Source organism: Seonamhaeicola marinus (assembly GCF_008085455.1).
In genome coordinates this window covers 77,036-102,091 of record NZ_VSDQ01000718.1, presented here as the reverse complement: position 1 = coordinate 102,091, position 25,056 = coordinate 77,036, and the positions used below count along the sequence as shown (strand labels likewise).

Here is a 25,056-nt window from a genome sequence, read left to right as displayed (position 1 = left end):
GTATGATTTTAAGAGCTGAAAATTTAATGAAGTCCTATAACGGACGAAAAGTAGTAAAAGGCGTGTCTTTAGAAGTAAACCAAGGGGAAATCGTTGGTTTATTAGGACCTAATGGCGCTGGGAAAACTACGTCTTTCTACATGATTGTTGGTTTTGTAAAACCTAATGGTGGAAATATTTTTTTAGACAACACTGAAATCACTAATTACCCCATGTACAAACGTGCTCAAAATGGTATAGGGTATTTAGCACAAGAAGCTTCTGTTTTTAGAAAACTAAGTATAGAAGATAATATATTAAGCGTTCTACAACTTACAAAACTAAGTAAAAAGGAACAGCACCATAAAATGGAATCTCTTATTGAAGAGTTCGGTTTAGGACATATTAGAAAAAACCGTGGTGATTTATTATCTGGTGGTGAACGCAGACGTACTGAAATTGCCCGTGCGCTTGCTACAGATCCTAATTTTATTTTGTTAGATGAACCTTTTGCTGGTGTAGACCCTGTTGCTGTTGAAGATATACAGCGAATTGTGGCACAGTTAACAAAAAAGAACATTGGGATTTTAATCACGGACCACAACGTGCAAGAAACACTTGCCATTACAGACAGAACCTACCTTATGTTTGAAGGTGGAATTCTAAAACACGGTATTCCTGAAGATTTAGCCAATGATGAAATGGTGCGTAAAGTTTATTTAGGTCAAAACTTTGAGCTGCGTAAAAAGAAGATTAGGGACTAAAACCCAAGACTACATTCTTCTACTATTCAAAAAATTCTAGTCTTATATAGAATTCTTCTCTTTTAGAGCATTGCCTCTATCTCTACACATTTTACAAAAGAGGTTTTTATCTATACCTTTTATACATTGCTATTTAATTAGAAATGTTTTAATAGCTATTAGTTTGGTGAAGTGGTCTATGTTTTAAATTAAAGAGTTGTTCTTTAAAATCATGAATTCAATTATTTATTCATATCTTTATGATATCATTTTAATATCATTTTAAATTTCAAATATCATGAAAGAAGAAAAAATCATTACACCCGTAGATGGATACTTAATACTCTTTGTCTTCATATTATTAATAATTCTGGGAGGTATAGTATTGGCAATGCAAAATCCAATAGGGGTTTTTATGATAATCTTTGCAGTTATCTTAGTAAAAGGATTTGTTATGGTTCAACCAAACAATTCAAGAGTTTTAGTCCTTTTTGGAAAATATGTAGGTACAATTAATAAAAACGGATTTTATTGGGTAAATCCATTTTTCACGAAAAAGAAAGTTTCTCTTAGAGCCAGTAATTTTGATAGTGAGCGGTTAAAAGTAAATGATAAGTTGGGTAATCCAATTATGATAAGTACCATTTTGGTTTGGCGGGTTAAAAACACATATAAAGCTGCATTTGACGTTGATAATTTCGAAAACTTTGTACGAGTACAAACCGATGCCGCCGTTCGAAAACTAGCCAGTATGTATCCATACGATAATTTTGCAGATGAAGGACATGAAGAAGATATTACCCTCCGCTCTAGTGTAAATGAGGTTAGCGAAGCACTTGAAAAAGAAATTCAAGAACGCCTGTCTATAGCTGGTATAGAAGTTTTAGAAGCTAGAATTGGCTATTTAGCCTACGCCCAAGAAATAGCAAATGCCATGTTAAAACGTCAACAAGCTACAGCTATAGTTGCTGCAAGACATAAAATAGTTCAAGGTGCTGTGAGCATGGTAGAAATGGCTCTAGAAGAATTAAATAAAAAAGATGTTGTTGATTTAGATGAAGAACGAAAAGCCGCTATGGTTAGTAATTTAATGGTCATTTTGTGTGGAGACAAAGAAGCTTCTCCCGTATTAAATACTGGTACTTTAAATCAATAAATAATACATTTGCACTTAAATTTATAATCAAATGGCCAAAAAAAAAGCTTTTGCATTGCGCATAAATGAAGATATGCTTAAAGCAATTGAAAAATGGGCTGCGGATGAATTCCGCAGCACTAATGGTCAAATTGAATGGATGTTAAATGAAAGCCTAAAAAAGTCTAAGCGATCTCCCAAGAAAAAATCAGAAGAATAAAACTTTATCTTTCGAATCATTAATTCTTCTTAGAAAGAAAAATGGTTTTAAAACCTTTCACTAAAATTAAAGTCACTATTCCAACTAATAATCCAACAATAAAATCTCTTAGGATAGAAGGTAGGGTCTCTAGAAAATGATGTAAATATTCTATATTATGGACAAAAATACCACCTGCCACTAAAATAAGTGCTATGGTGCCAATTACGGCTAAACTTTTTATCACCAAAGGTAAAGCTCTAACCAAAAAGTTACCCAATAAAGCTAAAACACCCTTTCCATTTGAGCTTAGTCTTATTAATCTATAACCAAAATCATCCATCCTTACTATTAATGCCACAATCCCATAAACACCTACAGTAGCAATAATACAGACTATTGATACTACGAGCACTTGAAATAAAATGGGCTTTTCTAAAACAGTACCTAAGGCAATTATTACTATTTCAACGGACAAGATAAAATCTGTGAAAATAGCAGATTTTATTTTCTTTTTTTCAGCTTCTCTCTGCTCTTCTTCGCTTAATGTTTTATCGGCATAAACATGATTTGGAGACGCTTCTTTTCGGTGAAAGAAAAACTCATATATTTTCTCTACACCTTCATAAGCTAAATACAATCCGCCTAAAACTAATGCAATTGTAACTGCAATAGGCAAAAATGCACTTAACAAGAATGCAATGGGCAAAATAATAAGTTTGTTCAGAGCAGAACCTTTAGTAATTGCCCATAAAACAGGCAACTCTCTGGACGCAACAAAACCAGTAGCTTTCTCTGCATTAACGGCTAAATCATCTCCTAAAATACCTGCTGTTTTCTTTGTAGAAATCTTACTCATAGCAACGACATCATCCATTAGAACAGCAATATCATCTAGTAGTGCAAAAAAACCTGAAGCCATAAATTTTATTTAGAAGTTAAATTGTCTAAAACAGACATAATTATATATAGTAATATTACCAAAGGAATAGCTGCAAACTTAAGAACAACAAGCAATACTACACATAGAATTATAAAAATATATCGTGTTGCATTTTCTTTAAATCCCCATGTTTTAAACTTTAAAGCAAACAACTTTATCCCAGAATTTAGTAGCCAACAACTCAAAATTGTTACACCAATTAAGAACCATTTATTTAAAATAATAGTATTTATGCTATCATTATTTTGAAACTCTAAAATTAAAGGTAAAGAAACAATTAGTAAGGTATTTGCTGGTGTTGGCAATCCTTTAAAATAGGTTTGTTGTTCCGTATCAACATTAAATTTTGCTAACCTATAAGCCGAAGCTAAGGTTATTGCAAGTCCCAACACTGGTAATATTAGAAATTTACCTCCTATCCACATCATAGTTTCGGTCCTTTCATAAAAGGAGCCAGAGGATTCAGAGTATACATTTATAGACAGGTGTAATAATTTATACATTACAATCCCAGGAACTAAACCACTGGTAACAACATCGGCCAAAGAATCTAATTGTAAGCCGACTTCACTTTGAACATTTAACTTCCTAGCTGCAAATCCGTCAAAAAAATCGAAAAATATACCAAGAAACACGAAGTAAGCTGCTAAAATTAACTCGTCATTTACTGCGAGAATAACAGCAATACTTCCACATAATAGGTTTAAAAGTGTAAGTGCGTTTGGTATGTATCGCTTCATATAAATTCTTATAATTTTTGTAAAAATAACAAACAAATTGAGTCATAGACAAGGAATAAACAATATCTATTATTTTTTACAGTTTATAGGGTTATATTTGTATAAAAATAATTGCTTTTGAAGGCTTACTTAACAACCTTTATTTGTTTTACATCATTGCTAGTTTTTGGTCAGGCTACTAGAAAATATTCTAACGAATTTATGAATATTGGGGTGGATGCTGCTGCGTTGGGTATGAGTGGTGCCGTAACTTCTCATACAGGAGATGTTAATTCTGGTTATTGGAATCCTGCTGGACTTTTAGCTCTAGAAGACAATCAATTAGCCTTAATGCATTCCAGCTATTTTGCAAATATTGCAAATTACGACTATGCTGCCTATGCCATGCCTATAGACGATAGAAGCGCAATGAGTATCTCTTTAATTCGTTTTGCGGTCGATGATATTTTAAATACTACGCAGTTAATTGATGATCAGGGTAATATTAATTACGACAGAATTAGTCTTTTCTCTACCGCAGATTATGGCCTAACATTTTCTTATGCTAGAAAACTACCCGTACAAGGTTTAAATTATGGAGTTAATGCCAAGGTCATTAGAAGAGTTATTGGTGATTTTGCTTCCTCTTGGGGCTTTGGTATTGATGCTGCCATTCAATTTGAAACTGAAAATAACTGGAAATTTGGTATAATGGCTCGAGATATTACAACAACCTTTAACGCTTGGGCTATAGATGAAGGTGAATTTGAAACTATTAGAGATGCTGTTGAAGGACAAAATCAAGAGTTACCAGAAAACACAGAAATTACAATACCTAAACTTCAAATTGGGCTTTCTAAAAAATTCAACTTTAATTATGACTATACGCTTTTAGCTGCGGCCAACTTAAATGTTCGTTTTGAAGAAAATAACGATATTATTTCTACTTCGTTTGCTAGTATAAACCCTGCTTTGGGTTTAGAATTTGGATATATAGATATGGTTTACCTACGCGCAGGTATGGGTAACTTTCAAAATGAATTACAACTAGATAATACAGAGCAGTTAACCTTTCAGCCAAGTTTTGGAGTTGGTTTTAAATACAGTGGTATTCAAATAGATTACGCATTTACGGATATTGGAGATCAAAGTGTAGCTTTATATTCCAATGTATTTTCTTTAAAACTAGATTTTAGTATTTTTAGGTAATGGCAAAACAACTATTCTTACTTCTTTTTATTTGTTCATCGTTAGCATTTTCTCAACAACTGACACTTTCTGACACTGCTGAAATAAGTGTACTCACTGTTGGACCGGGAAATTCTCTAAATGATGCTTTTGGGCATAGTGCTTTTAGAATTAAAGACCCAAACAATGGTTTAGATATTGTTTACGGTTATGGAGAATACGATTTTGATGCGCCTAATTTTTACTTAAAATTTGCTCAAGGCAAATTAAATTATTTAGTAAGTAGAGATAAGTTTAGTAGATTCTATCAAATTTATGTTTACTACAACAGAACGGTTAAAGAACAAGTTTTAGATTTATCGCAAAGCGAAAAACAAAATCTTTATAATTACCTAGTTAATAATTATAAGCCCGAAAATCGTGGGTATTTATATGAGTTCTTTTTTGATAATTGTGCCACAAGAATTAAGGATGTTGCAAATATCTCTACTGGAGAAAATATTGTATATAACCTTCCAAAGAATTATAAAGAAAAAACCTTTAGGTCTTTAATTTATGATAATGTTGATAAAAACACCTGGGGAAGTTTTGGAATAGATGTGGCCTTAGGCTCTGTTATAGATAGAAATGCGCTTCCTGAAGAGCAAATGTTTTTGCCAGAAAACATTTTTAAATTCTTTGAAGTTGCAAAACACAAGTTAACAGACAAACCTTTGGTTAAAGCTAATTTCATCATTTACGAGCAGAAGCCAACTGTAGCGGTTAATTCATTTTTTACTAGTCCATTATTTGTTATTGGTTTAGTCGCCTTATTTATTCTTTTTATCACCTATAAAGACTTTAAAAAGGGTAAGAGGAGTAAATGGCTAGATGCTGCTTTATTTACAATTACTGGCTTAATAGGTATCTTAATTTTATTGCTTTGGTTTGCAACAGACCATACTGGAACGCATCAAAACTATAACTTGCTTTGGGCCTTTGCCCTGAATATTTTAATGATAGGACAAACTCTAAAAACTAAGACAAAATCTTGGTTTGCTAAATACTTAAAGTTCTTAGTAATTATGCTGTGTTTGTTAACAATGCATTGGATAATTGGAGTTCAGATATTTGCTATTGGATTAATTCCTTTACTTCTTGCATTACTTATTAGGTACCTTTACCTTATTAAACATTATTCTACTATCAATAGTCAATAGTCAATAGTCAATAGTCAATAGTCAATAGTCAATTTAACTATTGCCCTCTAAAGAAGATTACGGTACTCAGTGTTTTAAATAGAATATTAATATCTAATAAAAAGCCACGATGTTTTATATAAAACAAGTCATATTGCAGTTTTCTTAAGCTATCGTCTACAGATGAGCCATATCTTGTTTTAACCTGAGCCCATCCTGTTAGTCCTGGTTTTACAACGTGTCTGGTCTCATAAAATGGGAGCATTTTAGATAATTCTTTAACAAAATAAGGACGCTCTGGCCTAGGTCCTATAAGACTCATTTCGCCTTTTAAGATGTTAATAAACTGAGGAATTTCATCTAATCTGGTATTTCTCATAAACTTGCCGAATGGTGTAATTCTAACATCGTTCTTTTGTGCCCAAGTAATACCATCTTTTTCGGCATTTTTCACCATAGTTCTAAACTTAACTATTCTAAACACCTTACTACTTTTACCTATTCGCTCTTGGGTATAAAATAAAGGGCCTCTATTGGCAAGTAAATTACCAAGTAAAACAAAAGGAAGAAGCGCCACACCAATTAGTAAGCCTAAAATTGAAAATATAACATCAAATAAACGATGAAAAAACAGGTATAACTTATTTTGATTACTTCTACTAAATGGAAAATATCTATAAAAGTCCTTTCCGATATACTGAATTGGAATACGTTGTGTTAGGTCTTCATAAACATGGGTGTATTCTTTAATTGGAATACCTTCTTCTAATAGAGAAATAAGAGCATAGTGAATTTCGTAGGAGATAGATTCCGAAGTGTAACTTGAAACTACAATTTCAGAAACCTTTTGATCTCTTACTATTTCTTTAAGTTGTTTAGGAGTATACTCTTCTACACCATTAAAGTTTATGTTTTCCTCATTTTCTTTTTTACTGTTAATAAAGCCTACTACCTTATAATTGGGATCGGCAGAACTAAACGCTTCCATTATAGCTTCAACTGTAGAAACCTCTCCAACAATAAGTGCTTTTTTATAGAATCTTGCAGAAACAATAAAGGTGATGTAGCATAAACGCCATAATACCAATGCAAACAAAATAGAGAAATAGAAATATAAGATTTGAAGTCTATTATCTGGTAATACTGGCGTGAAGTAAGGTGTTAAAAAATAGAATAAAACTGTTGTTGAAACGGTAAAAACTATACTTGTTGTAATCTTGTCTATTTTACTTGATTTTTGCAAATCATACATTTCAAAAATAGATCCGAAAATTATGATATACAGAATGAGGACAAATACCCATTTCCAATTCTCTTGATTTATTGTAAAGTAATCAAAATCGAAAGTATTCCCCACAAAATACAATACCGAGAGAATGGAAAGAATATCAAAAATACGTAAGAGTACTTTACGTTCAGATAAGTTAAAATGGATACTATTTCTAGCCACTTTTAGTTGGGTAAAATTTGTTGGTAAATATAAAAAGTTTAAACTAGACTAGCATTAAGATAATACTTTCAACCATTCTTTTTTAACTATGTTCCAATCAAAATTCTCAACCTTATTTTTAGCATTTTTTGTTATTTTGATGGTCATATCTTTATCTTCGATAAGCTTTTTAATAGCTAAAACAAAAGCTTCAACATTATTGGGTTCCACTAAAACCCCATCAACTTTGTTATTAATTAAATACGGAATTCCTCCAACGTTAGTTGATATTACAGGCAACCCAAGTGCCATTGCCTCAATAACGCTAACTGGTGTATTGTCTACATTTGTGGTATTAATAAAAATATTATAGTCATTAGATAGTTCTATCCATTCTTGCTTTTCTAATTTCCCCGTAAAAGTAACTTTTACATTAAGCTTATCAGCTAAAGCTTTAGTTTCTATTAAACTTCCATCTTTATCAGGTCCAACCATACACAACTCAGCTTCATAACCTTCATTTTTCAAATCTGACACTATTTCTATGGCTAAACCCGGATTATAGATTTTTGAAAATGATCTCACCCATAATAATCTTATATCTTTAATACTCCTTTCTTGATAAATATAATTATTGATTTCAATGGTGTTTGGAATAAAAACTAAGTTATGAACCCCTTCTTCTTTAAACTTTGTAAATAGATACTTTGATGGTGCCACATTTATGAAAGCGTTTCGAAATAGTTTTTTTGAAAGTTTTGGAGATTTCCTCAATCTTTTAGGTAAGTCTCCTCCGTGTAAAATTGGCACGTATCTCAAATTTAAAAGTTTACACAATCTACCACAAACATAGGCGTAGTAAAAGTTTAGAGTGCTATAGGTATCGATTAAAACATAATCTGTAGTTTTCCTATTTATAATTATATGCCATAGCATATCTGCTAAGCGTATTATTTTATTGCTTTTTGAAGAAGCAGTTTTCACATAAAATCCTTCTCCTTTAAAGTATCTACTTAACGTATCTATTGTAGAGACGGTCTTATTTTCTCCCTCTAATTTATTACCTATATAAAGTAGATTTTTCATTAATTATGTGACAATAATATTATAAACTATTGTATTACTTTTTAACCAATCCTAATTTTCTTCTTGGAATGTCGTATTTAATATTTAGTAGTGTTAAACCATAAACAAAAGCCGGTGCAGCAATACGCATTGCTGAATGGTTTATTGTTAAAATCCAGAATATATAAAACGAAAAGAAAAAGATATTTGATCTATTTCTTATTCTAAAAATTAAAGGATTTATTAGTAAAATGAGAAAAGCCAAAATACCTAAAGAACCATGTTCTGCTATAATTCTACCAATTTCATTATGAGAAGCTGCTATTACACCGGTCTCGTTAAAACGAATTTCCTTTACCTTTCCTACACCAATACCAAATAATGGATTGTTGCTAAAAGCATTTAACTCAAAAAACAATAACTCCGCTCTTCCGGTTGTAACGTCTTCCTTTGTTCTTCCTGCGGCATCTTGATTGGCGTAACGTTTATCAATCATACCACTTGTTTGTGTGGAACTATAAATCCATGTAAACAAAACAATTCCCAAAAAGAACAACAACGCCCCTTTAATATGGAACTTCCTTTTCATATTAACCTTCATATAATAAAAAAGCAAAAAGGCTAAAATCATTACTACTCCAGTTATTACACCTCCTCTACTAAAAGTGACTATGGCTCTAAACCCTATTAAACCTAGAACAAATAAATCTATAAGTTTTGGAATTATACCTTCTTTAGACATAAAAAAACGAGAGGCCAATGCAAACATTCCCAATCCTAAAACCGTTGCTACTTGATTAGGTCCAAATCCGCCAGAGGTTGCAAAGTTTGAAGCTGTACTGGTTACAAACGCTCCCACGTCTGGCGTATACAAAAACAAGTAAACCGTCATACTAATTAATGGTAATAAGAAGCCCACCAGAATTATCTTTAACTGCGTAAAACTCACCGTCTTTTGATAACAATACATGGCTACTATCCCTAAACAAATAGGGCCACTTAAATTAAAAGCAATGGCCTTTCTAATATTAGTTTCAAAACCCATTTGGGATACTGCAACAAAAACACTTGGGATGAGTAGAATTATATAGAGTACATAAAGTATTGCCTTATTATTAAAATTTCCAGACGATAAACCAATTAAAGAATAGAGAATTACTAAATACTTGCTAGCTTCATAGAAAAAGGTTCCGTTATTCATTCTTAAAAACACCTCTGCGCCAACAATATAGGCACAAGAAAACAGAACATAAAACACCTTTTTATTTCCAGAAGCTCGCAATATTTTTATGCCCAAAAACGTAGATATAAAAACAAAATAAACCAAAGCCAAAGGTTTAACGGCAAAAACCATTACCCCAAAAAACATATGAAATATTAAAAGTTTATAATATAGATTTAACTTCATTTAAGGTGAAGTTTATAAATGTTTATTAATTCTTTAATTATGGCTTCTTCAGAAAAAGAAGTATTAACTTTATGGAATAAATTAAGTCCCAAAGATAATCTTAGTTCTGGTGATTTTATAATTTTTATAATGTTCGATTTCAATGCTTCATGATTTTGTTTCTCCACAACATAACCTTCCTTTTCATTTGAAACAACTTTTAAACAATCACCAACATTAGTAACAACAACGGGTAACTTAGCAAATCCATATTCTAACAAGGCTATGGGTAATCCTTCAGATTTTGACGATAGTACAGCTATATCAGCCTGATTTAAAACATGAGTAACATCTGGTATACCTCCATAGAAAAACACCTTATTATTTAATCTTAGCTCACGAACAAGTACTTTTATGGCATCACTATACGGATCATTAAAATCTTTGCCTACACAGTGCAACGTCCAATCATTGTGATCTTTTATAATTTCAGCGAAAGCTCTTAACAAGGTTTCATGATCTTTTTGAGGTCGCAAATTAGCCAAATGCATAATACGTTTACCTCTATTTCCTTTTAAAGTTGTTATTGGGATATTATTTGATGGTATTGCAAAATTCGGAATATAATCTACATCTTTACATTTTAGCTTTTCTTTCCCCCAGTTTTTCAACCTTTCGTTTACGCATAAAACATGATTAAATTGGGATGAAAACCGTATTAAAACTTTAGCTTTTCTTTGATTAATAAACTCATTATTACCATAATGATCATGCCAAATAATTTTAATTCTTGGATAGACAAACTTTAGTAAAACAGCCATAAAAAAGGAGCTAGAATGTGCATGAATTATACTAATCTTTTCCTTTTTAACAAGTTTTTTAAGTGTAACTAGCGCTTTAAAATCAATAGTTTTCTTCTTTTCTAGAAATGCGTATTTAACCTGGGATTTTAAACTTTTTTTTAATATTCCTTCTTTTCTTGTAGCGCATAAAACAGACACTTCTATTCTACTAGATAAAGCATTAGCAATATTTACGGCAACACGTTCTGTACCTCCCGTATCCAAAGAATCTACTAATTGAAGTACTCTCATTTCTTAACGATTAATTTTTTAATCTCAAATTCAAAGGCATTTAGAGTATACTGTTTAGACCAGTTTTCTCCTAATAACGCTATCTCTTTTAAATCTTTGGTTTTTAAATACTGTAATATAGTATTGACTGCACTTTCGTATTCTGGTTCAATTAAAACACCTCTTTTCCCAAAATCTAGCATAAAAGGTACGCAAGATATTTGCGTTGCGATAGGTATTGCCCCAAAAAACATGGCTTCTGCTATAACTTTAGGCCAACCTTCGGATTTTGATGGTAATATCAAAAAATGAGCTTTTTGTATAGCTTTCTTTATGTCTTCTTTCGATTTATTACCCTGTAAAATTATGTTATTACTAAGATTATTTTTAACTATATAGTCTTGTAACTCTAGTTTTAAAATTCCTTCTCCATAAATATTAAAACATATTGAAATACCTTTTTTTAAAAGCTCTTGTACAATTTTTATTGCTAACAAAGGGCGTTTGCCTTCCACTAAACTACCTACAAACATAAAATTTAGAGTAGCCGAATAGTCTCTCATTAAAGAAGGTCTAATTTCGTCTTTGGAATAAGTGGCGGTAAAAAATGGTTTTATATTTTTTGACTGATTCTTCCATTTACCATAAACCAAAACAGTCATATTTTTAGTTAACAATCTATTACTTAAGAGCCATTTTTGAAATCTATAACTAAACGGTTGCTTAGCATTTGGATCCCAATTCCCTGCATACTTTGTTGTCTTTATTTTTGAAGGAAATAAAACCTGGACCAAACATCCCAATAAACCAATGTTCCCGGGACATCTTAAATGTATGTGATCCGCTTTTTTACATGCTCTAAATACTTTGAATAGTATTTTGGGGGTCCACAAAACACTTTTAATACTATTGGAAAATGACGTAAAATTTAAGCCCTTTACAGATACCACTTTTGGTTGCTTATTAAAAGGAGAAATCAATAATTTAGCATTATACCTTGTTGGGGAAACAATAGTAAATTCGTCAACATACTTGCACCAAATGTTCATTTCCCTAACATATGGATCATAAGCTACATACTTAGAATCTTGCAGCAAGGTTGGCGCATTAGTGATTACCAAAAACCGCATTAAATATAATCTTTAGAGGTGTTGTTATTAATAACTACTGCTGGTACACCAGCTACTGTAACATCATCTTTAATGGAGTTTACCAATAAAGAATTACCGGCTATCACGCAATTATCTCCAACATTGATTTTCCCCGCAACAACCGCATTAGCTCCTATGTATACATTATTACCAATAGTAGGTACGCCTCTTTCATCTCCTCTACCACTAACACCTATAGTAACTCCTTGCGAAACATTGCAGTTGTTTCCAATAACCGCCTTTGCATTAATTATAATACCTCCAAAGTGGCCAATATAGAAATGAGAACCAATTTTGGCTGAATAAGGCAATGAAATGCCTGTGAGTATTTCTATTAGTTTTTGCCAAACTAAACAGATAACCAACAATATGTGCTTAACAATTGGAATTTTAAGTGTATAGCAGCTATGTGCTATTCTATGTTGAAAAATGGCCCAAAATCCTTGTGTAAAAAAAATAATAGAGATAAAGTTACCTCCATATTTTTTATACTTAGAATAATCTTGCCTAATCTTTTTAAACATAGGTCAAATTTATAATTTAATTTTCGGACTATTAAAAATAACAGAAAACCAACCAACTACTCTACCGATACTTTCTGTAAAGGCCATCTTCCTACTTTTGGAATTTTTAGTCAATATATTTGTAAATCGTATTGCTGTAAGCAAAAAAGCAGTTGCATTCCATTTTATTCGTGCCTTAAAACTTGGGGTTTTATCTTTAACTCTCCAAATATACCAACCATTTCTCACTACCATTTTGCCATATTTAAACTGATTAGGTCTTCCTGCAGCATCATGAAAGTGTGCCAGTCTAGCAGCGGTATTTACAAAAAGCTTGCCTCGTTTAGCAAGGCGTAATGAGAAATCAGCATCTTCATACAAACCGTAACCTTCAAAATAAGTTGAAAATTGAAGTGCATTAAAAACCTCTTTTTTGTAACTAGAGACACCTCCCATTATTAATTCTACTTCATAAGTTTTTCCCGAAGGTGGTAAGAATCCAATGGATCTTCCATGGGAAAATGAGGGTAAAAACCCTGGGTTAGCATCTGGCAATAGCCCAAACTTACGTCTTAACTTAAATCTAGATGGCTCTTTTCTCATCCATCCGTCATAATAAAAATTAGATGGCTTATTGCTCCCATCAGATTTCGTCCAATCTACTTCATTAGTTATATACCCTCCTACAGCTAAGGCATTCTTATGGACTTTATAAGTTGAAATTAATTCTTTAAAGTAATTCTGTTCTAAGATGATATCATCATCTAAAAAGCAGACAATTTCTGTTAATGCATCCACTTTCTTAAGTCCAAAATTTCTTTGTTTGGTTAAGCCCCGGTTAATGGTTTCTACCTTAAAATATTTAAGATTACTAAAATTGTTTTCCCCTAATACCTGTTCTGTTTTTTTATTTGTAGAGCCGTCAATAATAAGAATCTCATTTGGGTATAAAGATTGATTCTTAACTGACTTCAACAATTTTAAAAGAGGCTCTGGCCTCATATATGTACAAATAATTAATGAAAATCTCATCCTATTTATATCTTGGACCTAAAGCTATTAAACGCTGAGCATATTTTAAAGATTTCGAAAATTGATATTGCTTATATGGCAGTTTTAATAAACGTATTGGCAACGTCTTTTTATCTTTTTTAAATAAGTAAATAAAAAAATGTTTGTTTCTCCATTCTTTTATTTGCTCCTTTTTGTAATGTTTTAAAATACCATAAGTAATAGTTGGACTTGGAACAGGGGTTACAAACTTAACTGGTTTATCTAACTCCCATGGTTGCTTTTTTCGTTTTTTCCCAGTAATTTTAGATTGTTGTCCCCAAAATCGATAGCCTCCTTGTGGTGGTTTTAAATGTAAATTTGGCGAAAACGGATTATACATTATCACATGACCTGATTTTAGAATACGTAGACCAAAATCTGAATCCTCTCCATAACCACCATCAAAATTTATGTCATTTCCAATAAGCTCTTCCACTAAACTACGTTTAACAATAGAATTAGCATTACTAAAGGCTTGAGAAACGCCTCCTTTCCATCGTGTTTCTCCTAACTCCTCCAATCTAAGTTTAAGATCACTTAAATCTTGAGATTGATTAGTGGCCATAATATCTAATCCATTGGCTGCATCCGCATTATATGTTTGTAAAAATCTCAAATGGTTTTCTACAAAATCCGGTAAAATTCTAATATCATCATCTGCAAAAATGATATAATCTCCTGTGCACAGATTTACAGCCTCATTCCTAGCCCTACAGCTACCTTTACTTGTTTGCCATTTTACCTTAATGTCAAATTTAAAGTTTTGTTTTTGATAGTATTTCGAATCACGTTCATCTTCAGGTGTAGCATCTACAATTACAGCTTCCTTTATTAGATAACTTTGTTCGTTATGGTCTTGCAATAATAACTCTGTAAACTTTTGACGTTTCATTGTAGGAATTACAAGACTAACCGTTGGTTTAGAATTAAGAGGCTCCAAATCTCTTAAAGACACATTTAACTTAGCACCTCCCCTAATACCACCTAGTTTAGCAGTGGCAGCCTTTAATGCTTTAAATTCCCTTAAAAATTTGAAAACACCTTGTCTTAAGAGCATATAATGGCTATGGTGCTTTTTAAAGTTTTTTAGATAAAAATAATATCTATCTTTCGGAGATACTTTTAAATTGGCTAGTTCCTCATTAGCAAAAAGACCTTTCACATAAAGAGGAATTCCTCCCTGATAACGCAATAGATTAAAACCAAAGTCTAAACCAGAGAGCATTATATTTTCATAATTAAAAATTGAATCTTTTAACAGATTCCACACTTGCTTTCTAACTACGAAGGCATTGATATTAATACGCCAATTAACGCAAATATCTTGGTCAAAATCATTTAAAAACCACCAGTAAATAGCAGTCTGATACTTTATATCCTGAAAACAGTTTTTTAAGCCTTGTTCTACAGAACTATGCCAAATATCACCTGGAGTATCCACTAATCCTTCCAACATTTCTAAATTAGGATTGCCTGTATATAGCAATACTTCTTTAGATTGCGTTACGTATTCTTTTAAAACCAATTTCAGATTAGACATTGTTTACTAAAGTTTTGTAAAAATCAATATTTTTTTGAGCTATAACTTCTAAATCAAACATCTTTTTCACTTTAACACTTGCCGCTTCTCCCAAGTTGTTTTGTAAAGTAACATCATTTAAGATATTTACAATTGCTTTTGAAAAAGCCTTATAATCCCTAGGATCTACCAGGATTCCCTCTTTTGTATTGGTTATCATCTCACCTGCCCACCCAATATTTGAGGCTACAATTGCCTTTTTCATGGCCATAGCCTCCAACCAAGAAACCGGAAGTGCCTCTGCAAAAGACGGAAATATGCACACGCTGGCCCTGTTAATATAGTTCTTAATTTCAGTGTAAGGCACCTGCCCTCTATACTGAACTTGAGGTTTCGCATTAGTACTAAACCTATCCCTCATTAATTGCCAGGTCGAAGCTTTGCCTGTTTTTATATCTGATGCATCTTTACCCACTAAGATAAGTTGCACATTCGGTAAAACTTTATGTACCTCGTTAAATATTTGTGGTATTTCTAAAACGCCCTTTTTCCGTATTAATGTGCCAAAGTATAGGATACAATTGTTCTCTTCTGTCTCATTTGGATTAAATAGTTTTATATCTATTGCATTGGGGATCACATTAAATGTTAAATTTAAGTTGAATACCTTACTTGTTAATTGCCCAACAAACTTGCTTACTGCTATAACACCATCAGCTCTTCTTAACGCTAACTTTTCTAAAAACTTATTTTTGAATTTAACTGGTCTATTATCCAAATGACAAAAATAGGCATCACTGCCATGTAACTTTATGATTAAAGGGCTTTTTACGTTTAAAAAAGACGTAAACCCCGTCCAATCTGGTGCTTCAACAATATCTATTTTACCTGTAATATAAAGATCGTTAATTAAGCGTTCTACTTTTTTTTGTGTTAGGAAAAGCGAAAAACCTTTGAACTTAACATTCTTTACCTTGAAAATAGTTAAGCCTTTTTCCTGAATCACCTCATCTCTGTCTTGTCCATAAACAATTACAATTACACTATGGTTTAGTAGTATTAACCCTTTAGATAGATTAAAAATACTAGCACCTATACCTGCTGATGGCAACGTTTTTTCATGAGGAAATTCTGGTGTTAAAAAGGCTACTTTCATGAAAACGCTTTTTTTAACGAACTAATACTCCTATTTTTTTTAAAAAATTCTAGATTTATCAGTACACCTAAAAACAAAAGTGTTACTCCGTAAATAGCGTTAAATCTTAATCCTGTATATGTATAAATAGACATAACTACTTGTCCAATTATAACACTTAAAATCACCAAACAAATACGACCCCTTGAGCCTTTCCAGTTTTTTCTTATAGTTAATAAATATACAGCTTGTATAAACACAAAGAGATAAAAAAGTCTAAAAGGAATTCCTAAATTATCCAAAAATGTATTTTTTTCTTTCATTGGAAAAGGGTTAAAATTGGATCTCAGTTTAACATAGATAATAGAGAATTTTTCTTTGATAGATAACGATTTTATATAGTTCCAAGTGCTTTCCTTTAATAATTCACTTCTATCTAATACACTTAAAGGTTTTAAAGCCTTTTCATTATAACCCATTCTTTTTAAATTCAAACTTTCATCGGCTAAATCACCATCAACATTATTGAATTCTAAAGCTACCTTATCATTCCAACCTTTTGAAAAAACGGCTCCTTGAGATGCCGTTAAATAAAAACCTTTATGAAACGTTTGTAAATTTCTCATTGGCCATAGGACAAATAGCCCTATAAATAGAAATGCATGTAGAAAAACTCTAACCTTGTTTAATTTTAAGTTAGTAATCCCGTAGAAAAATAATACGGCAATTACAAAAAATACGCTGACTGGATGAGACAAAACCGAAAGAAACCCCAGAATTATAATAAGAGAGCTGAGATACTTATTTTTATTAAATACAATAAAACTTACGGAAAATAAAAGCACCAAAACAGCTGTAATACTTTCAGACAAAAAAGTTATTGAATATTTAATGTATTGAGGTTCCATGAATATTATAAAAAAAGGAATTAATTGCAAACCTGAAACCTTAAAAAACTTTCTAAAGATATTGATAGACAGTATAATTAAAACAAATTCGAGAAACGATTTAAACAACATCAAAGTGAATACATCATCAGTTAAAAGATAAAAAAGACTCAGAATAAACGGCCACAACGGAGATCGCCATGTTGCCCTCTCTGATGGAGTTTTTGAACTATTGTCTGAATACGTTCCGAATTTTTTTAAATTTTTAGCAATTACTAAAAAATGAGTTTCATCTCCACTATTGAAAACCTTTTGCTTAGTGTATTGATTGGCACTATGTGCTTTAAATATATAATAGCATTTAGGTGTTAAAACAACAATAAAGCAAATAACCAAAATTATATTTTTTTTAAAAAACATATTATTTAAAAAACCTATATTTTACAATACAATAAATTGCTCTAATACCATCTTTCCATCCTATTTTTTTTCCTTCGTCATAAGTTCTTCCATAGTAACTTATGCCTACTTCATAGATTCTAATATTTTTAATCCTGGCTATTTTTGCGGTTACCTCAGGTTCAAACCCAAAACGTTTTTCATTTAGCTTTAATGATTTTAAATGTTCTGCTCTGAACATTTTGTAACATGTTTCCATATCCGTTAAGTTCAAATTAGTCATCATATTGCTTAAAAATGTTAAAAACTGATTTCCTATGCTATGCCAAAAAAACAAAATTCGATGTGGTTTACTTCCTTTAAATCTACTACCATATACTACATCGGCAGTTCCCTCGAAAATAGGTTTTAACAAATCATTATAGTCTAAGGGGTCATATTCTAAATCGGCATCTTGAATTACAATAAAATTACCTTTTGATTCTTTTATACCCCTATGTAATGCAGCTCCTTTTCCTTGGTTTTTTTTTTGTTCAAAAAGTTTTATATCAATATTATCATGCCTATTAATGTATTCTCTAATAACTGAAGAAGTATTATCTTTGCTAAAATCATTTACGATAATCAATTCCTTGTCAATTCCCCCTATTAAATTTACTTTTAATATTTTATCCAATATTAAGTGAATTGTTTTTTCTTCATTGAAAACAGGGATAATTATAGATAATACCTGTATCTTTTTATTCATAATTTTAAGTACTTAAAAGTTCGAAATAGCTTTCAACCATTTTATCAATTGAAAATTCATTCTTAATTAAATTTCTTGTATTTTCAATAATATACTTTTCACCTGTCATAATAGAAATAAGCAAAGTAGACAATTCTTTAGGTCTATCTACTTCAAAAATGTACCCGTTCTCACCATGTTTTACCGCTTCTTCGTTACCCCCAACATTAGTGGTTATCACTGGAACATTGGCCGCTAGACTTTCTAAAATTGATAAACTAAAACACTCCATATGAGTAGGTTGCAACATGTAATCGTAAAGACAATAGAGTTCATTAAGATTTGAAACACTTCCTTTAAAATTAAAGATAGTTTCTAATTTAAATTGGCTAACCTTTTTCTTTAATTCAGCTTCATATGGTCCTTCTCCGTAAATATCTATTCTAAGATTTTCCTTTATAGTATCTGAAAGTAGATTTACAGCATCTATTAAATCTTGTATACCTTTTGAAACTCTTAAATGAGAGACCACCAAAAACTTTGGGTTAGTCTTGTTTCTAATTGTATTTTGTTCAATATCATCTATAATAACACCATTATAAATTACAAATGCTTTATTTCTTAAACCACTACCAAAATCCTTAAGAATTTCATTGGTTGTATATTCGGAAACACCAATGAATTTATCTATGTGTTTGGCATAAATTAATCCTTTGAGTCTTTTTTTAAATCTTTTCTTTAAGGGATATCCCTTTAGAGGTCTTGGATTATGGTCTACTGCAATAATGTAAGCACCTGTTTCTTTTTTTAATTGGCAATAAAAGGACGTACATAACTCAATAAAATGTGTAAACACTGTTACATATTTTCCTTTAATCTTATTTATTACGAAGGTTTCAAAAGTTATTTCAATATCTGGAGAAATAATATTTAAACTTGAATAGTCTCCATGATATGAAGTGTTTGGAAAAAACCAGTCGATCTCAACATTATTTTCTTTACATTTTTTGTTAAATGCCCAGAAAAAATGATCCATACCTCCTACTCGTTCAGGGAGTAATTTATAATTACATATTACCGCTACTCTATTAGCCAATCGTACTCGTTTTTATAGCGTTTACAATTCTCTCGCCCGTTTTCGATAACTCTCCAGTAATTAAAACTTTTAACAATTCATGTTGCTCCTTAAGTTTAGCATTTGGATTTGTTAAGAGTTCATTTATTTTTTCTATAAGCTGATTGGCATCTTTTACGACATTAACAGCTCCGCTTTTAACAACCTGATTATAATGTCTGTATTCTAAATATTTCTGATCATCATACAATCCGTTTTTTGCGTTTCCAAAAACGGGGTTGATTACGGGTTTATCAAAAAACATAGCATCTAAACTCATCGTCGAGCACATGTTTATCATTACATCTGAATAGGCTAAAATACTTCTTAAATCTGACACATCTTCCACCTCCGGTACTCGCTGCGACCATATTTCTTGATGCTTATTTCTGGCTAACTTCCATTTAGGATAGTTCCATTGTATAAAAGGATATTCTTCCTTTAAGGCTTCAAATCTGGTTGGTTCTTCCGCTGGGGATGTCCTAACAATAAAATTAACACCTTTAGTTATTTTTTTTGATGCCATAGCCTCTGCAATAGTTCTAACATACAATGCATCATTTTTACTTGTTGAAACATCTCCACAACTGTAACAAATTGTCTTGTAGTTATCACTTAAACTAAACTTTTTATTAAAATGAGCTTTACTATCATTATATCTATCTAGTACATAAGGCTCAAACTGAGGTGTTCCCACAACCTTTACTTGTGCCGCCTTCACGCTACTATAAAATTCAAGTAACTCTTCTTTCATTAAATTGCTCCAAACAAAATAATAATCAAAATCTCCTGCCATTCTTCCCTTAGAAGCTAAATTATCCCAGCTAAATATAAAAGATGCAGATGGTATATCTAATTTTTTTGATGCATATATTAAAGGCGCTATAAAAGCAGGTCTTTGGTGCGTAAAATAAATAATATCTGGTTTGTATTTTTCTAATTTAGCCAGATAACGTTTAACAACACTATTACTTTGTAAACTTGTTTCTTGTAGTTTTTGGTATTTACTTATGAATTTCTCAGAATAAAAATAACGCGTCCAAATGAAAATCAGCTTAATTAAAATAGCCCTTTTAGAGTTTCCTTTTGGGTAATTTCTTTTAAGGTTAGCTCTAATTCCAAAATTATTCTTCTTGTGGTTTTGTAAATGAGCTACTTCTTTTAACTTTCTATAAAACCATGTTTTTCCTGACTCTCTATGATCTTCCAATTCTTCAAAAGAACAATTTTTAGCCAAAAAACCATCATAACAGGATTTCGGCAAAGCCGAAAAAATAATAACTTCTTCAAAGTTTTTAATGGCCTCTTTTAAAAAATCACTTAGAACATAATTTTTAAAGCCAACACCATCGGTAATAACTAGAACTAACTTATTCATAGGTTTAGTAAATTATTATACTCTTCAGAACTTAAAAAAGCTTCTGCTTTTTTCCAATCTTCAATGGTATCGATGTTAATTGTAGAATTATAGGGTGATTTTACATATGCCAAATTATTGCCATAAAGAGAGTTTTTCTCTAATAACACTTCAGCTTTTGTGATGTATATTAATCCATCTCTATGATACATATTAGGCAAATCCTGACGTCTAGAAATGATTGTTTTTTCTCCTGTTACCAATTCTAATTGGCCTCTTTGGTTTTCTTTAAAGACCCAATGTGGATTATATTCGGCTGGTACATTTTGAACAGATACCAATGCATCACATCCTGAATTTTCAAACTTGTCTATAGCGTCATCAATAAACTTTCCCGTTTTAAATGGACTTGTTACCTGTAATAGACAAACAGCATCAAAATTATTCCCAATTCCTTTATAAAATTTTAAAGCATGTTGAATAACTCCAAGTGTTGGCGAAGTATCTTCTGCTAGATGTCTTGGTCTTACAAAAGGCACATCTACTTTTAATTCTTTAGCAATATTAATAATATTACTATCGTCTGAGCTTAAAATTAGATGATCTAACTTTTTAGAATTTTTAGCTGCTTCAACTGTATATTGCAATAATGGTTTACCGTTAAGCTTTTTAATATTCTTTCCCGGAACAGATTTTGAACCTCCTCTTGCCGGTATGAGTCCTAATATTCGCATTAATATGAAATAGTTTTATGAAAACGTAATTCAACTTCAGCTAAAATATCTGCAATTTTTTCACCTGAGTTTCCTTTTCCATAAATTGCATCACTTATAATTGGTCTTTTCTGTTTTACCCTATCTACGATAGCTTTTTCAATGGCTTCTTCTTCATAAGACACATCTATAACATTTACACCCCTTGCTCTTCCGTGCTGACGTGTACCTATATTAACAACAGGTACTCCTAAATAAGCACATTCTCTTATGCCAACACTAGAATTCCCAACCAAACATTGACTATTTATTAGTAACCTAAGAAAATCTTCTGGCAACATATTTTTAAAAAAATGAATGTTCCTAGGTTTATGAATTTCTCTATAAGATCTTATGCCATTTGAAGTGCCATCGGCTCCTGCATCTACGTTTGGCCAAAACCAAAACGTTGGAATTCCAAGTTTATGAACAGCTCTTAAAGTAGATAATACACTTTCCTTTGCTTTTGTATATTCCGTAGTTACTGGATGTTGCATCACCACAATATAACCATTCTGCCAGTTAATATTACTTCCTACGCCTCCATATTTTTCAATGGGATTAAAGTTTAATTTTGGCGTTTGATTTACTTTAAACGCTATATCTATTGATGGGCAACCTGTGTTAAAAACGTAATCTTTATCTTCTCCAAGTTTTAAAACTCGTTCCTTTGCATCTTCTGAAGCGACTAAATGAATATCAGCTAATTTGGTATTTGCATGTCTTACTTTTTCATCAATATTACCTGTTACCTCTCCTCCTTGAATATGAATTAAAGGTATATTTTGATATGAGGCAGCTATTGATGTTGCCAAGGTCTCAAACCTATCTGCAATTGTAACTACAGCATCTGGTTTTAAATTATAAAATGTATTGGCCAACTCCATAACTCCAAGGCCAGTGGTTTTTGCCATTGAGGTTTTGTTTTCACCTTCTAATACCATAAATACTTTGGCATCAATTTTAAAACCATCGCTTTCAATATAATCAACCGCATTACCATAACGTCCTAAAAGAGCAGAACCTGCTACAACTAATTGTAACTGTAATTTCGGGTGTTCTTTTATGGCCTTTAAAGCCGTTTTTATTCTGCTATATGAAGGTCTGGCAGTAATAACCACACAAATTTTTCTCATACTCATTTAATGTCCTCTATATTTAAAAACTCCCATTGTTTAATGACTCTGGTTGTTTCTTTTCCTATAACATCTTGAAATTTTGAGGCCGATATTCCTTTATTTGCAGGTTTTTTTGCTTCTAAATCTGAAAATTCTATAATATGCCCCTTATCTAAATTTTTATTAATAGCTAAAGATTTTTCAAAAATAGCTTTTAAATCCTTAAACTCTGAATTATCCGACTTATCAATTGGATTATTTAAAGCCTGTTCAAAATTTCTAACCGATTTTACCAATAAGGCTATTTCTGGCATTGTTAAAGACGAGGACACATCCGGACCAAACATTTCTTTATTAAATACCGCATGAAATTCTAAGATTTCTGCACCCATAGCAACTGCTGTAATTCCAGTTCCTATTTGTGCCGAATGATCTGAAAAACCAACTGGCACGTTATACCTTTCTTTTAATTCTGATATTACATTCAAACCATACTCCTCTGGAAGGGTAGGATAAGAGGTAGTACATTGCAGTATAGAAAAATTTGCCCCTTTAGACGTTAAGAAATTTACGGCTTCATCCAATTCTTTATATGAACTCATTCCAGAAGAAAGGATTATAGGCTTTCCTGTTTGCGCTATCTTTTCTAACAACAACAAATTATTTACCTCACCCGAACCTATTTTATAACTAGAAACGCCTACTTCTTCTAATACATCTACAGCTGCATTACTAAAAGGAGAACTCATAAATTCTAAGCCTACGTCATCACAATGCTGTTTTAACTCATGCCATTGACTTAAAGTAAATTCCATTCTTTTCCAGTAGTCAAAACGTGTTTTATCTTGTTTAGAAAACTTTACTCTAAATGGCTCATAAATACTACTCTCAGCATCTGCAATATGTGTTTGAAACTTTATTGTATTTACTCCTGTTTTAGCCAAGGCATCAATATAACTATGGGCCATACCTAAACTACCATCATGTGCCTGAGCTATTTCGGCTATAATTTTAACTTTCATAGAAATTCCTTGTTTACACAAAATTGGTTTCAAAAATAATATAAACCTTAATCCCCAAAATCCAAAAGATAAAAATAATACATCTGTTATTAACGAGAACTTTTATGTTAGACATTTTCATAATTATTTCATTAAGAAATCTAAAGTTGTTTGCAATCTATTTTTCTAAATAAACACTAAGACAACACACTTTTTTACAAAACTCAGTAACCACAAATTATATTATTTTCTTCAAATACTTTCCAAGTTTAATTTCAACCTTTTGTGTATATAAAATACTTAAACCAACAAATAGAATAATTAACACAAGAACGAAAAACAGCGAGCTACTAAAGAAATTACCATATTTAGCAATTAACACAACCCCAATTACCTCATGAATTAAATATAAAAAATACGACGCACCGCCTATTTTTAAAAGTATTGGTTTTTTAAAAAAATTTAGGAGTTTAGGTCTGTATATTAGAAGTAAAAATAATATTTGACATACTACCATAGATAAAATTCTTATTCTATCGAACCAAAACACATAGCATTGTAGAAAAAACATAGCCAAAACACAAACCAAAATATATTTTTTGAACTCGCCTTTATATAATAAGTAATAAAACACACCATAACAAAACAATGGTAATGATTTAGTTAAGTTGAACAATTCAAAGACGGATTTTAGTTTAAGAAAAAAATATATGCTGGAAGTACCTAAACTGTTAATAAAAGCTCCCAAAAATGTAAAGGAAACTGATGCTAAAAAAAATATTTTCAAAAAATTAGATTTGAAAATAAAATATATAAAACTAATAAAAAAGTAAAATTGAACTTCATGCCACAAACTCCAATAACTTCCGTTTATATAGTCAAATTCAATTTTTCTGTTAAACAGTGTTGACAGTAATTCGGGCTGTACGAAAGTTATACTTGCAAAAATATTTTTTACCAAATGTGCATGAGGAAATATCTTTTCGGCATCAAAGAGCAGTACAAAAACAAAAGTTATAAGCGTAGCTATTACCATAGAAGGTAGTAACCTTATCAATCTATTTTTCCAAAAAATTTTAAAAGATGTTGTATTGTTGAGGGAATAAAAAATAACAAACCCGCTAATGATAAAAAAAAAGTGAACACCTAATCTACCAAACCAAAAATAATCATATGAATTTTCATATGGATATATGTTTGTCCATCTAGAAAAAAAATGAAATAGCATTACCATTATGATGGCAATGGCTCTAAAACCATCTAAAACCTCAATTCTTTTCTTTTTCATATCTACTAAAAACT

24 protein-coding genes are annotated in these 25,056 nt (G+C 31.4%); 5 read left to right on the top strand and 19 right to left on the bottom strand.

The features are described from left to right. Window positions 1-2 precede the first annotated feature (2 nt). From lptB to FUA24_RS17825, 3 genes are all read left to right on the top strand, one after another. Window positions 3-743, top strand: a complete 741-nt coding sequence (lptB, locus tag FUA24_RS17835; protein ID WP_148544427.1) for an LPS export ABC transporter ATP-binding protein — start codon at window positions 3-5, stop codon at window positions 741-743. Between the two features lie 277 nt (window positions 744-1,020). Further along, the gene (locus FUA24_RS17830; protein WP_148544426.1) at window positions 1,021-1,878 is read left to right on the top strand and encodes an SPFH domain-containing protein; all 858 of its coding nucleotides are present in this window, start codon (window positions 1,021-1,023) and stop codon (window positions 1,876-1,878) included. A gap of 31 nt (window positions 1,879-1,909) precedes the next feature. Next, window positions 1,910-2,077 (top strand): Arc family DNA-binding protein, encoded by a 168-nt coding sequence (locus FUA24_RS17825; protein ID WP_148544425.1) that lies wholly within the window; start codon window positions 1,910-1,912, stop codon window positions 2,075-2,077. A gap of 19 nt (window positions 2,078-2,096) precedes the next feature. Here the strand turns inward: FUA24_RS17825 and FUA24_RS17820 are convergent, their stop codons facing one another. Continuing rightward, complete coding sequence (locus tag FUA24_RS17820; RefSeq protein ID WP_148544424.1) at window positions 2,097-2,978, bottom strand: DUF808 domain-containing protein; 882 nt, start codon at window positions 2,976-2,978, stop codon at window positions 2,097-2,099. Window positions 2,979-2,983: 5 nt separating this feature from the next. Next, on the bottom strand, window positions 2,984-3,739 hold the full coding sequence (locus FUA24_RS17815; RefSeq protein WP_148544423.1) for a CDP-alcohol phosphatidyltransferase family protein: 756 nt from the start codon (window positions 3,737-3,739) through the stop codon (window positions 2,984-2,986). A gap of 117 nt (window positions 3,740-3,856) precedes the next feature. Between FUA24_RS17815 and FUA24_RS17810 the strand changes: the two genes are divergently transcribed. Both FUA24_RS17810 and FUA24_RS17805 read left to right on the top strand, forming a co-directional pair. Further along, window positions 3,857-4,927 carry a putative type IX sorting system protein PorV2 gene (locus tag FUA24_RS17810; RefSeq protein WP_394344214.1) on the top strand — a complete coding sequence of 357 codons (1,071 nt, stop codon included), beginning with the start codon at window positions 3,857-3,859 and terminating at the stop codon, window positions 4,925-4,927. Then, window positions 4,927-6,105 (top strand): lipoprotein N-acyltransferase Lnb domain-containing protein, encoded by a 1,179-nt coding sequence (locus tag FUA24_RS17805; RefSeq protein WP_148544422.1) that lies wholly within the window; start codon window positions 4,927-4,929, stop codon window positions 6,103-6,105. The genes FUA24_RS17810 and FUA24_RS17805 overlap by 1 nt, the downstream gene beginning before the upstream one ends. 37 nt (window positions 6,106-6,142) lie before the next feature. On the opposite strand, the gene FUA24_RS17800 is transcribed toward FUA24_RS17805, so the two are convergent. From FUA24_RS17800 to FUA24_RS26135, 17 genes are all read right to left on the bottom strand, one after another. After that, window positions 6,143-7,534, bottom strand: a complete 1,392-nt coding sequence (locus FUA24_RS17800) for a sugar transferase (protein ID WP_148544421.1) — start codon at window positions 7,532-7,534, stop codon at window positions 6,143-6,145. A gap of 54 nt (window positions 7,535-7,588) precedes the next feature. Further along, on the bottom strand, window positions 7,589-8,599 hold the full coding sequence (locus tag FUA24_RS17795; protein ID WP_148544420.1) for a glycosyltransferase family 4 protein: 1,011 nt from the start codon (window positions 8,597-8,599) through the stop codon (window positions 7,589-7,591). A gap of 34 nt (window positions 8,600-8,633) precedes the next feature. Next, the gene (locus FUA24_RS17790; protein ID WP_246147085.1) at window positions 8,634-9,986 is read right to left on the bottom strand and encodes an O-antigen ligase family protein; all 1,353 of its coding nucleotides are present in this window, start codon (window positions 9,984-9,986) and stop codon (window positions 8,634-8,636) included. Beyond that, window positions 9,983-11,059 carry a glycosyltransferase family 4 protein gene (locus FUA24_RS17785; RefSeq protein ID WP_148544419.1) on the bottom strand — a complete coding sequence of 359 codons (1,077 nt, stop codon included), beginning with the start codon at window positions 11,057-11,059 and terminating at the stop codon, window positions 9,983-9,985. Before FUA24_RS17785 ends, FUA24_RS17790 begins: the two co-directional genes overlap by 4 nt. Next, window positions 11,056-12,168 (bottom strand): glycosyltransferase, encoded by a 1,113-nt coding sequence (locus tag FUA24_RS17780; RefSeq protein ID WP_148544418.1) that lies wholly within the window; start codon window positions 12,166-12,168, stop codon window positions 11,056-11,058. The genes FUA24_RS17785 and FUA24_RS17780 overlap by 4 nt, the downstream gene beginning before the upstream one ends. After that, window positions 12,168-12,713, bottom strand: coding sequence for a serine O-acetyltransferase (locus FUA24_RS17775; protein WP_148544417.1), 546 nt, complete (start codon window positions 12,711-12,713; stop codon window positions 12,168-12,170). Before FUA24_RS17775 ends, FUA24_RS17780 begins: the two co-directional genes overlap by 1 nt. Window positions 12,714-12,722: 9 nt before the next feature. Further along, window positions 12,723-13,724 carry a glycosyltransferase family 2 protein gene (locus FUA24_RS17770; RefSeq protein ID WP_148544416.1) on the bottom strand — a complete coding sequence of 334 codons (1,002 nt, stop codon included), beginning with the start codon at window positions 13,722-13,724 and terminating at the stop codon, window positions 12,723-12,725. A gap of 1 nt (window position 13,725) precedes the next feature. Continuing rightward, complete coding sequence (locus FUA24_RS17765) at window positions 13,726-15,285, bottom strand: glycosyltransferase family 2 protein (RefSeq protein ID WP_148544415.1); 1,560 nt, start codon at window positions 15,283-15,285, stop codon at window positions 13,726-13,728. Next, window positions 15,278-16,420 (bottom strand): glycosyltransferase family 4 protein, encoded by a 1,143-nt coding sequence (locus tag FUA24_RS17760; RefSeq protein WP_148544414.1) that lies wholly within the window; start codon window positions 16,418-16,420, stop codon window positions 15,278-15,280. Before FUA24_RS17760 ends, FUA24_RS17765 begins: the two co-directional genes overlap by 8 nt. Continuing rightward, window positions 16,417-17,025 carry a hypothetical protein gene (locus tag FUA24_RS17755; RefSeq protein WP_148544413.1) on the bottom strand — a complete coding sequence of 203 codons (609 nt, stop codon included), beginning with the start codon at window positions 17,023-17,025 and terminating at the stop codon, window positions 16,417-16,419. The genes FUA24_RS17760 and FUA24_RS17755 overlap by 4 nt, the downstream gene beginning before the upstream one ends. A gap of 682 nt (window positions 17,026-17,707) precedes the next feature. Further along, window positions 17,708-18,433, bottom strand: a complete 726-nt coding sequence (locus tag FUA24_RS17750; protein ID WP_148544412.1) for a glycosyltransferase family 2 protein — start codon at window positions 18,431-18,433, stop codon at window positions 17,708-17,710. Window positions 18,434-18,437: 4 nt separating this feature from the next. Beyond that, on the bottom strand, window positions 18,438-19,508 hold the full coding sequence (locus tag FUA24_RS17745) for a glycosyltransferase family 4 protein (RefSeq protein WP_246147083.1): 1,071 nt from the start codon (window positions 19,506-19,508) through the stop codon (window positions 18,438-18,440). Further along, window positions 19,501-20,904 (bottom strand): glycosyltransferase family protein, encoded by a 1,404-nt coding sequence (locus tag FUA24_RS17740; protein ID WP_148544411.1) that lies wholly within the window; start codon window positions 20,902-20,904, stop codon window positions 19,501-19,503. Before FUA24_RS17740 ends, FUA24_RS17745 begins: the two co-directional genes overlap by 8 nt. Continuing rightward, a complete protein-coding gene (locus FUA24_RS17735) occupies window positions 20,901-21,617 on the bottom strand; it encodes an acylneuraminate cytidylyltransferase family protein (protein WP_148544410.1) in 717 nt (238 codons plus the stop codon). Before FUA24_RS17735 ends, FUA24_RS17740 begins: the two co-directional genes overlap by 4 nt. Continuing rightward, window positions 21,617-22,777: a UDP-N-acetylglucosamine 2-epimerase gene (gene neuC, locus FUA24_RS17730; protein ID WP_148544409.1), complete on the bottom strand. Its 1,161-nt coding sequence runs from the start codon at window positions 22,775-22,777 to the stop codon at window positions 21,617-21,619. Before neuC ends, FUA24_RS17735 begins: the two co-directional genes overlap by 1 nt. Beyond that, on the bottom strand, window positions 22,774-23,775 hold the full coding sequence (locus FUA24_RS17725; protein ID WP_148544408.1) for an N-acetylneuraminate synthase family protein: 1,002 nt from the start codon (window positions 23,773-23,775) through the stop codon (window positions 22,774-22,776). The genes neuC and FUA24_RS17725 overlap by 4 nt, the downstream gene beginning before the upstream one ends. A gap of 217 nt (window positions 23,776-23,992) precedes the next feature. After that, the gene (locus FUA24_RS26135) at window positions 23,993-25,042 is read right to left on the bottom strand and encodes an acyltransferase family protein (protein WP_148544407.1); all 1,050 of its coding nucleotides are present in this window, start codon (window positions 25,040-25,042) and stop codon (window positions 23,993-23,995) included. Window positions 25,043-25,056: the final 14 nt, after the last annotated feature.

Excerpts from the sequence above, each read along its gene's own strand:
- lptB (WP_148544427.1), top strand. The coding sequence starts at position 3 with ATGATTTTAAGAGCTGAAAATTTAATGAAGTCCTATAACGGACGAAAA.
- FUA24_RS17830 (WP_148544426.1), top strand. The coding sequence starts at position 1,021 with ATGAAAGAAGAAAAAATCATTACACCCGTAGATGGATACTTAATACTC.
- FUA24_RS17825 (WP_148544425.1), top strand. The coding sequence starts at position 1,910 with ATGGCCAAAAAAAAAGCTTTTGCATTGCGCATAAATGAAGATATGCTT.
- FUA24_RS17820 (WP_148544424.1), bottom strand. The coding sequence starts at position 2,978 with ATGGCTTCAGGTTTTTTTGCACTACTAGATGATATTGCTGTTCTAATG.
- FUA24_RS17815 (WP_148544423.1), bottom strand. The coding sequence starts at position 3,739 with ATGAAGCGATACATACCAAACGCACTTACACTTTTAAACCTATTATGT.
- FUA24_RS17805 (WP_148544422.1), top strand. The coding sequence starts at position 4,927 with ATGGCAAAACAACTATTCTTACTTCTTTTTATTTGTTCATCGTTAGCA.
- FUA24_RS17795 (WP_148544420.1), bottom strand. The coding sequence starts at position 8,599 with ATGAAAAATCTACTTTATATAGGTAATAAATTAGAGGGAGAAAATAAG.
- FUA24_RS17790 (WP_246147085.1), bottom strand. The coding sequence starts at position 9,986 with ATGAAGTTAAATCTATATTATAAACTTTTAATATTTCATATGTTTTTT.
- FUA24_RS17785 (WP_148544419.1), bottom strand. The coding sequence starts at position 11,059 with ATGAGAGTACTTCAATTAGTAGATTCTTTGGATACGGGAGGTACAGAA.
- FUA24_RS17780 (WP_148544418.1), bottom strand. The coding sequence starts at position 12,168 with ATGCGGTTTTTGGTAATCACTAATGCGCCAACCTTGCTGCAAGATTCT.
- FUA24_RS17775 (WP_148544417.1), bottom strand. The coding sequence starts at position 12,713 with ATGTTTAAAAAGATTAGGCAAGATTATTCTAAGTATAAAAAATATGGA.
- FUA24_RS17770 (WP_148544416.1), bottom strand. The coding sequence starts at position 13,724 with ATGAGATTTTCATTAATTATTTGTACATATATGAGGCCAGAGCCTCTT.
- FUA24_RS17765 (WP_148544415.1), bottom strand. The coding sequence starts at position 15,285 with ATGTCTAATCTGAAATTGGTTTTAAAAGAATACGTAACGCAATCTAAA.
- FUA24_RS17760 (WP_148544414.1), bottom strand. The coding sequence starts at position 16,420 with ATGAAAGTAGCCTTTTTAACACCAGAATTTCCTCATGAAAAAACGTTG.
- FUA24_RS17755 (WP_148544413.1), bottom strand. The coding sequence starts at position 17,025 with ATGAGAAATTTACAAACGTTTCATAAAGGTTTTTATTTAACGGCATCT.
- FUA24_RS17750 (WP_148544412.1), bottom strand. The coding sequence starts at position 18,433 with ATGAATAAAAAGATACAGGTATTATCTATAATTATCCCTGTTTTCAAT.
- FUA24_RS17740 (WP_148544411.1), bottom strand. The coding sequence starts at position 20,904 with ATGAATAAGTTAGTTCTAGTTATTACCGATGGTGTTGGCTTTAAAAAT.
- FUA24_RS17735 (WP_148544410.1), bottom strand. The coding sequence starts at position 21,617 with ATGCGAATATTAGGACTCATACCGGCAAGAGGAGGTTCAAAATCTGTT.
- neuC (WP_148544409.1), bottom strand. The coding sequence starts at position 22,777 with ATGAGTATGAGAAAAATTTGTGTGGTTATTACTGCCAGACCTTCATAT.
- FUA24_RS17725 (WP_148544408.1), bottom strand. The coding sequence starts at position 23,775 with ATGAAAGTTAAAATTATAGCCGAAATAGCTCAGGCACATGATGGTAGT.
- FUA24_RS26135 (WP_148544407.1), bottom strand. The coding sequence starts at position 25,042 with ATGAAAAAGAAAAGAATTGAGGTTTTAGATGGTTTTAGAGCCATTGCC.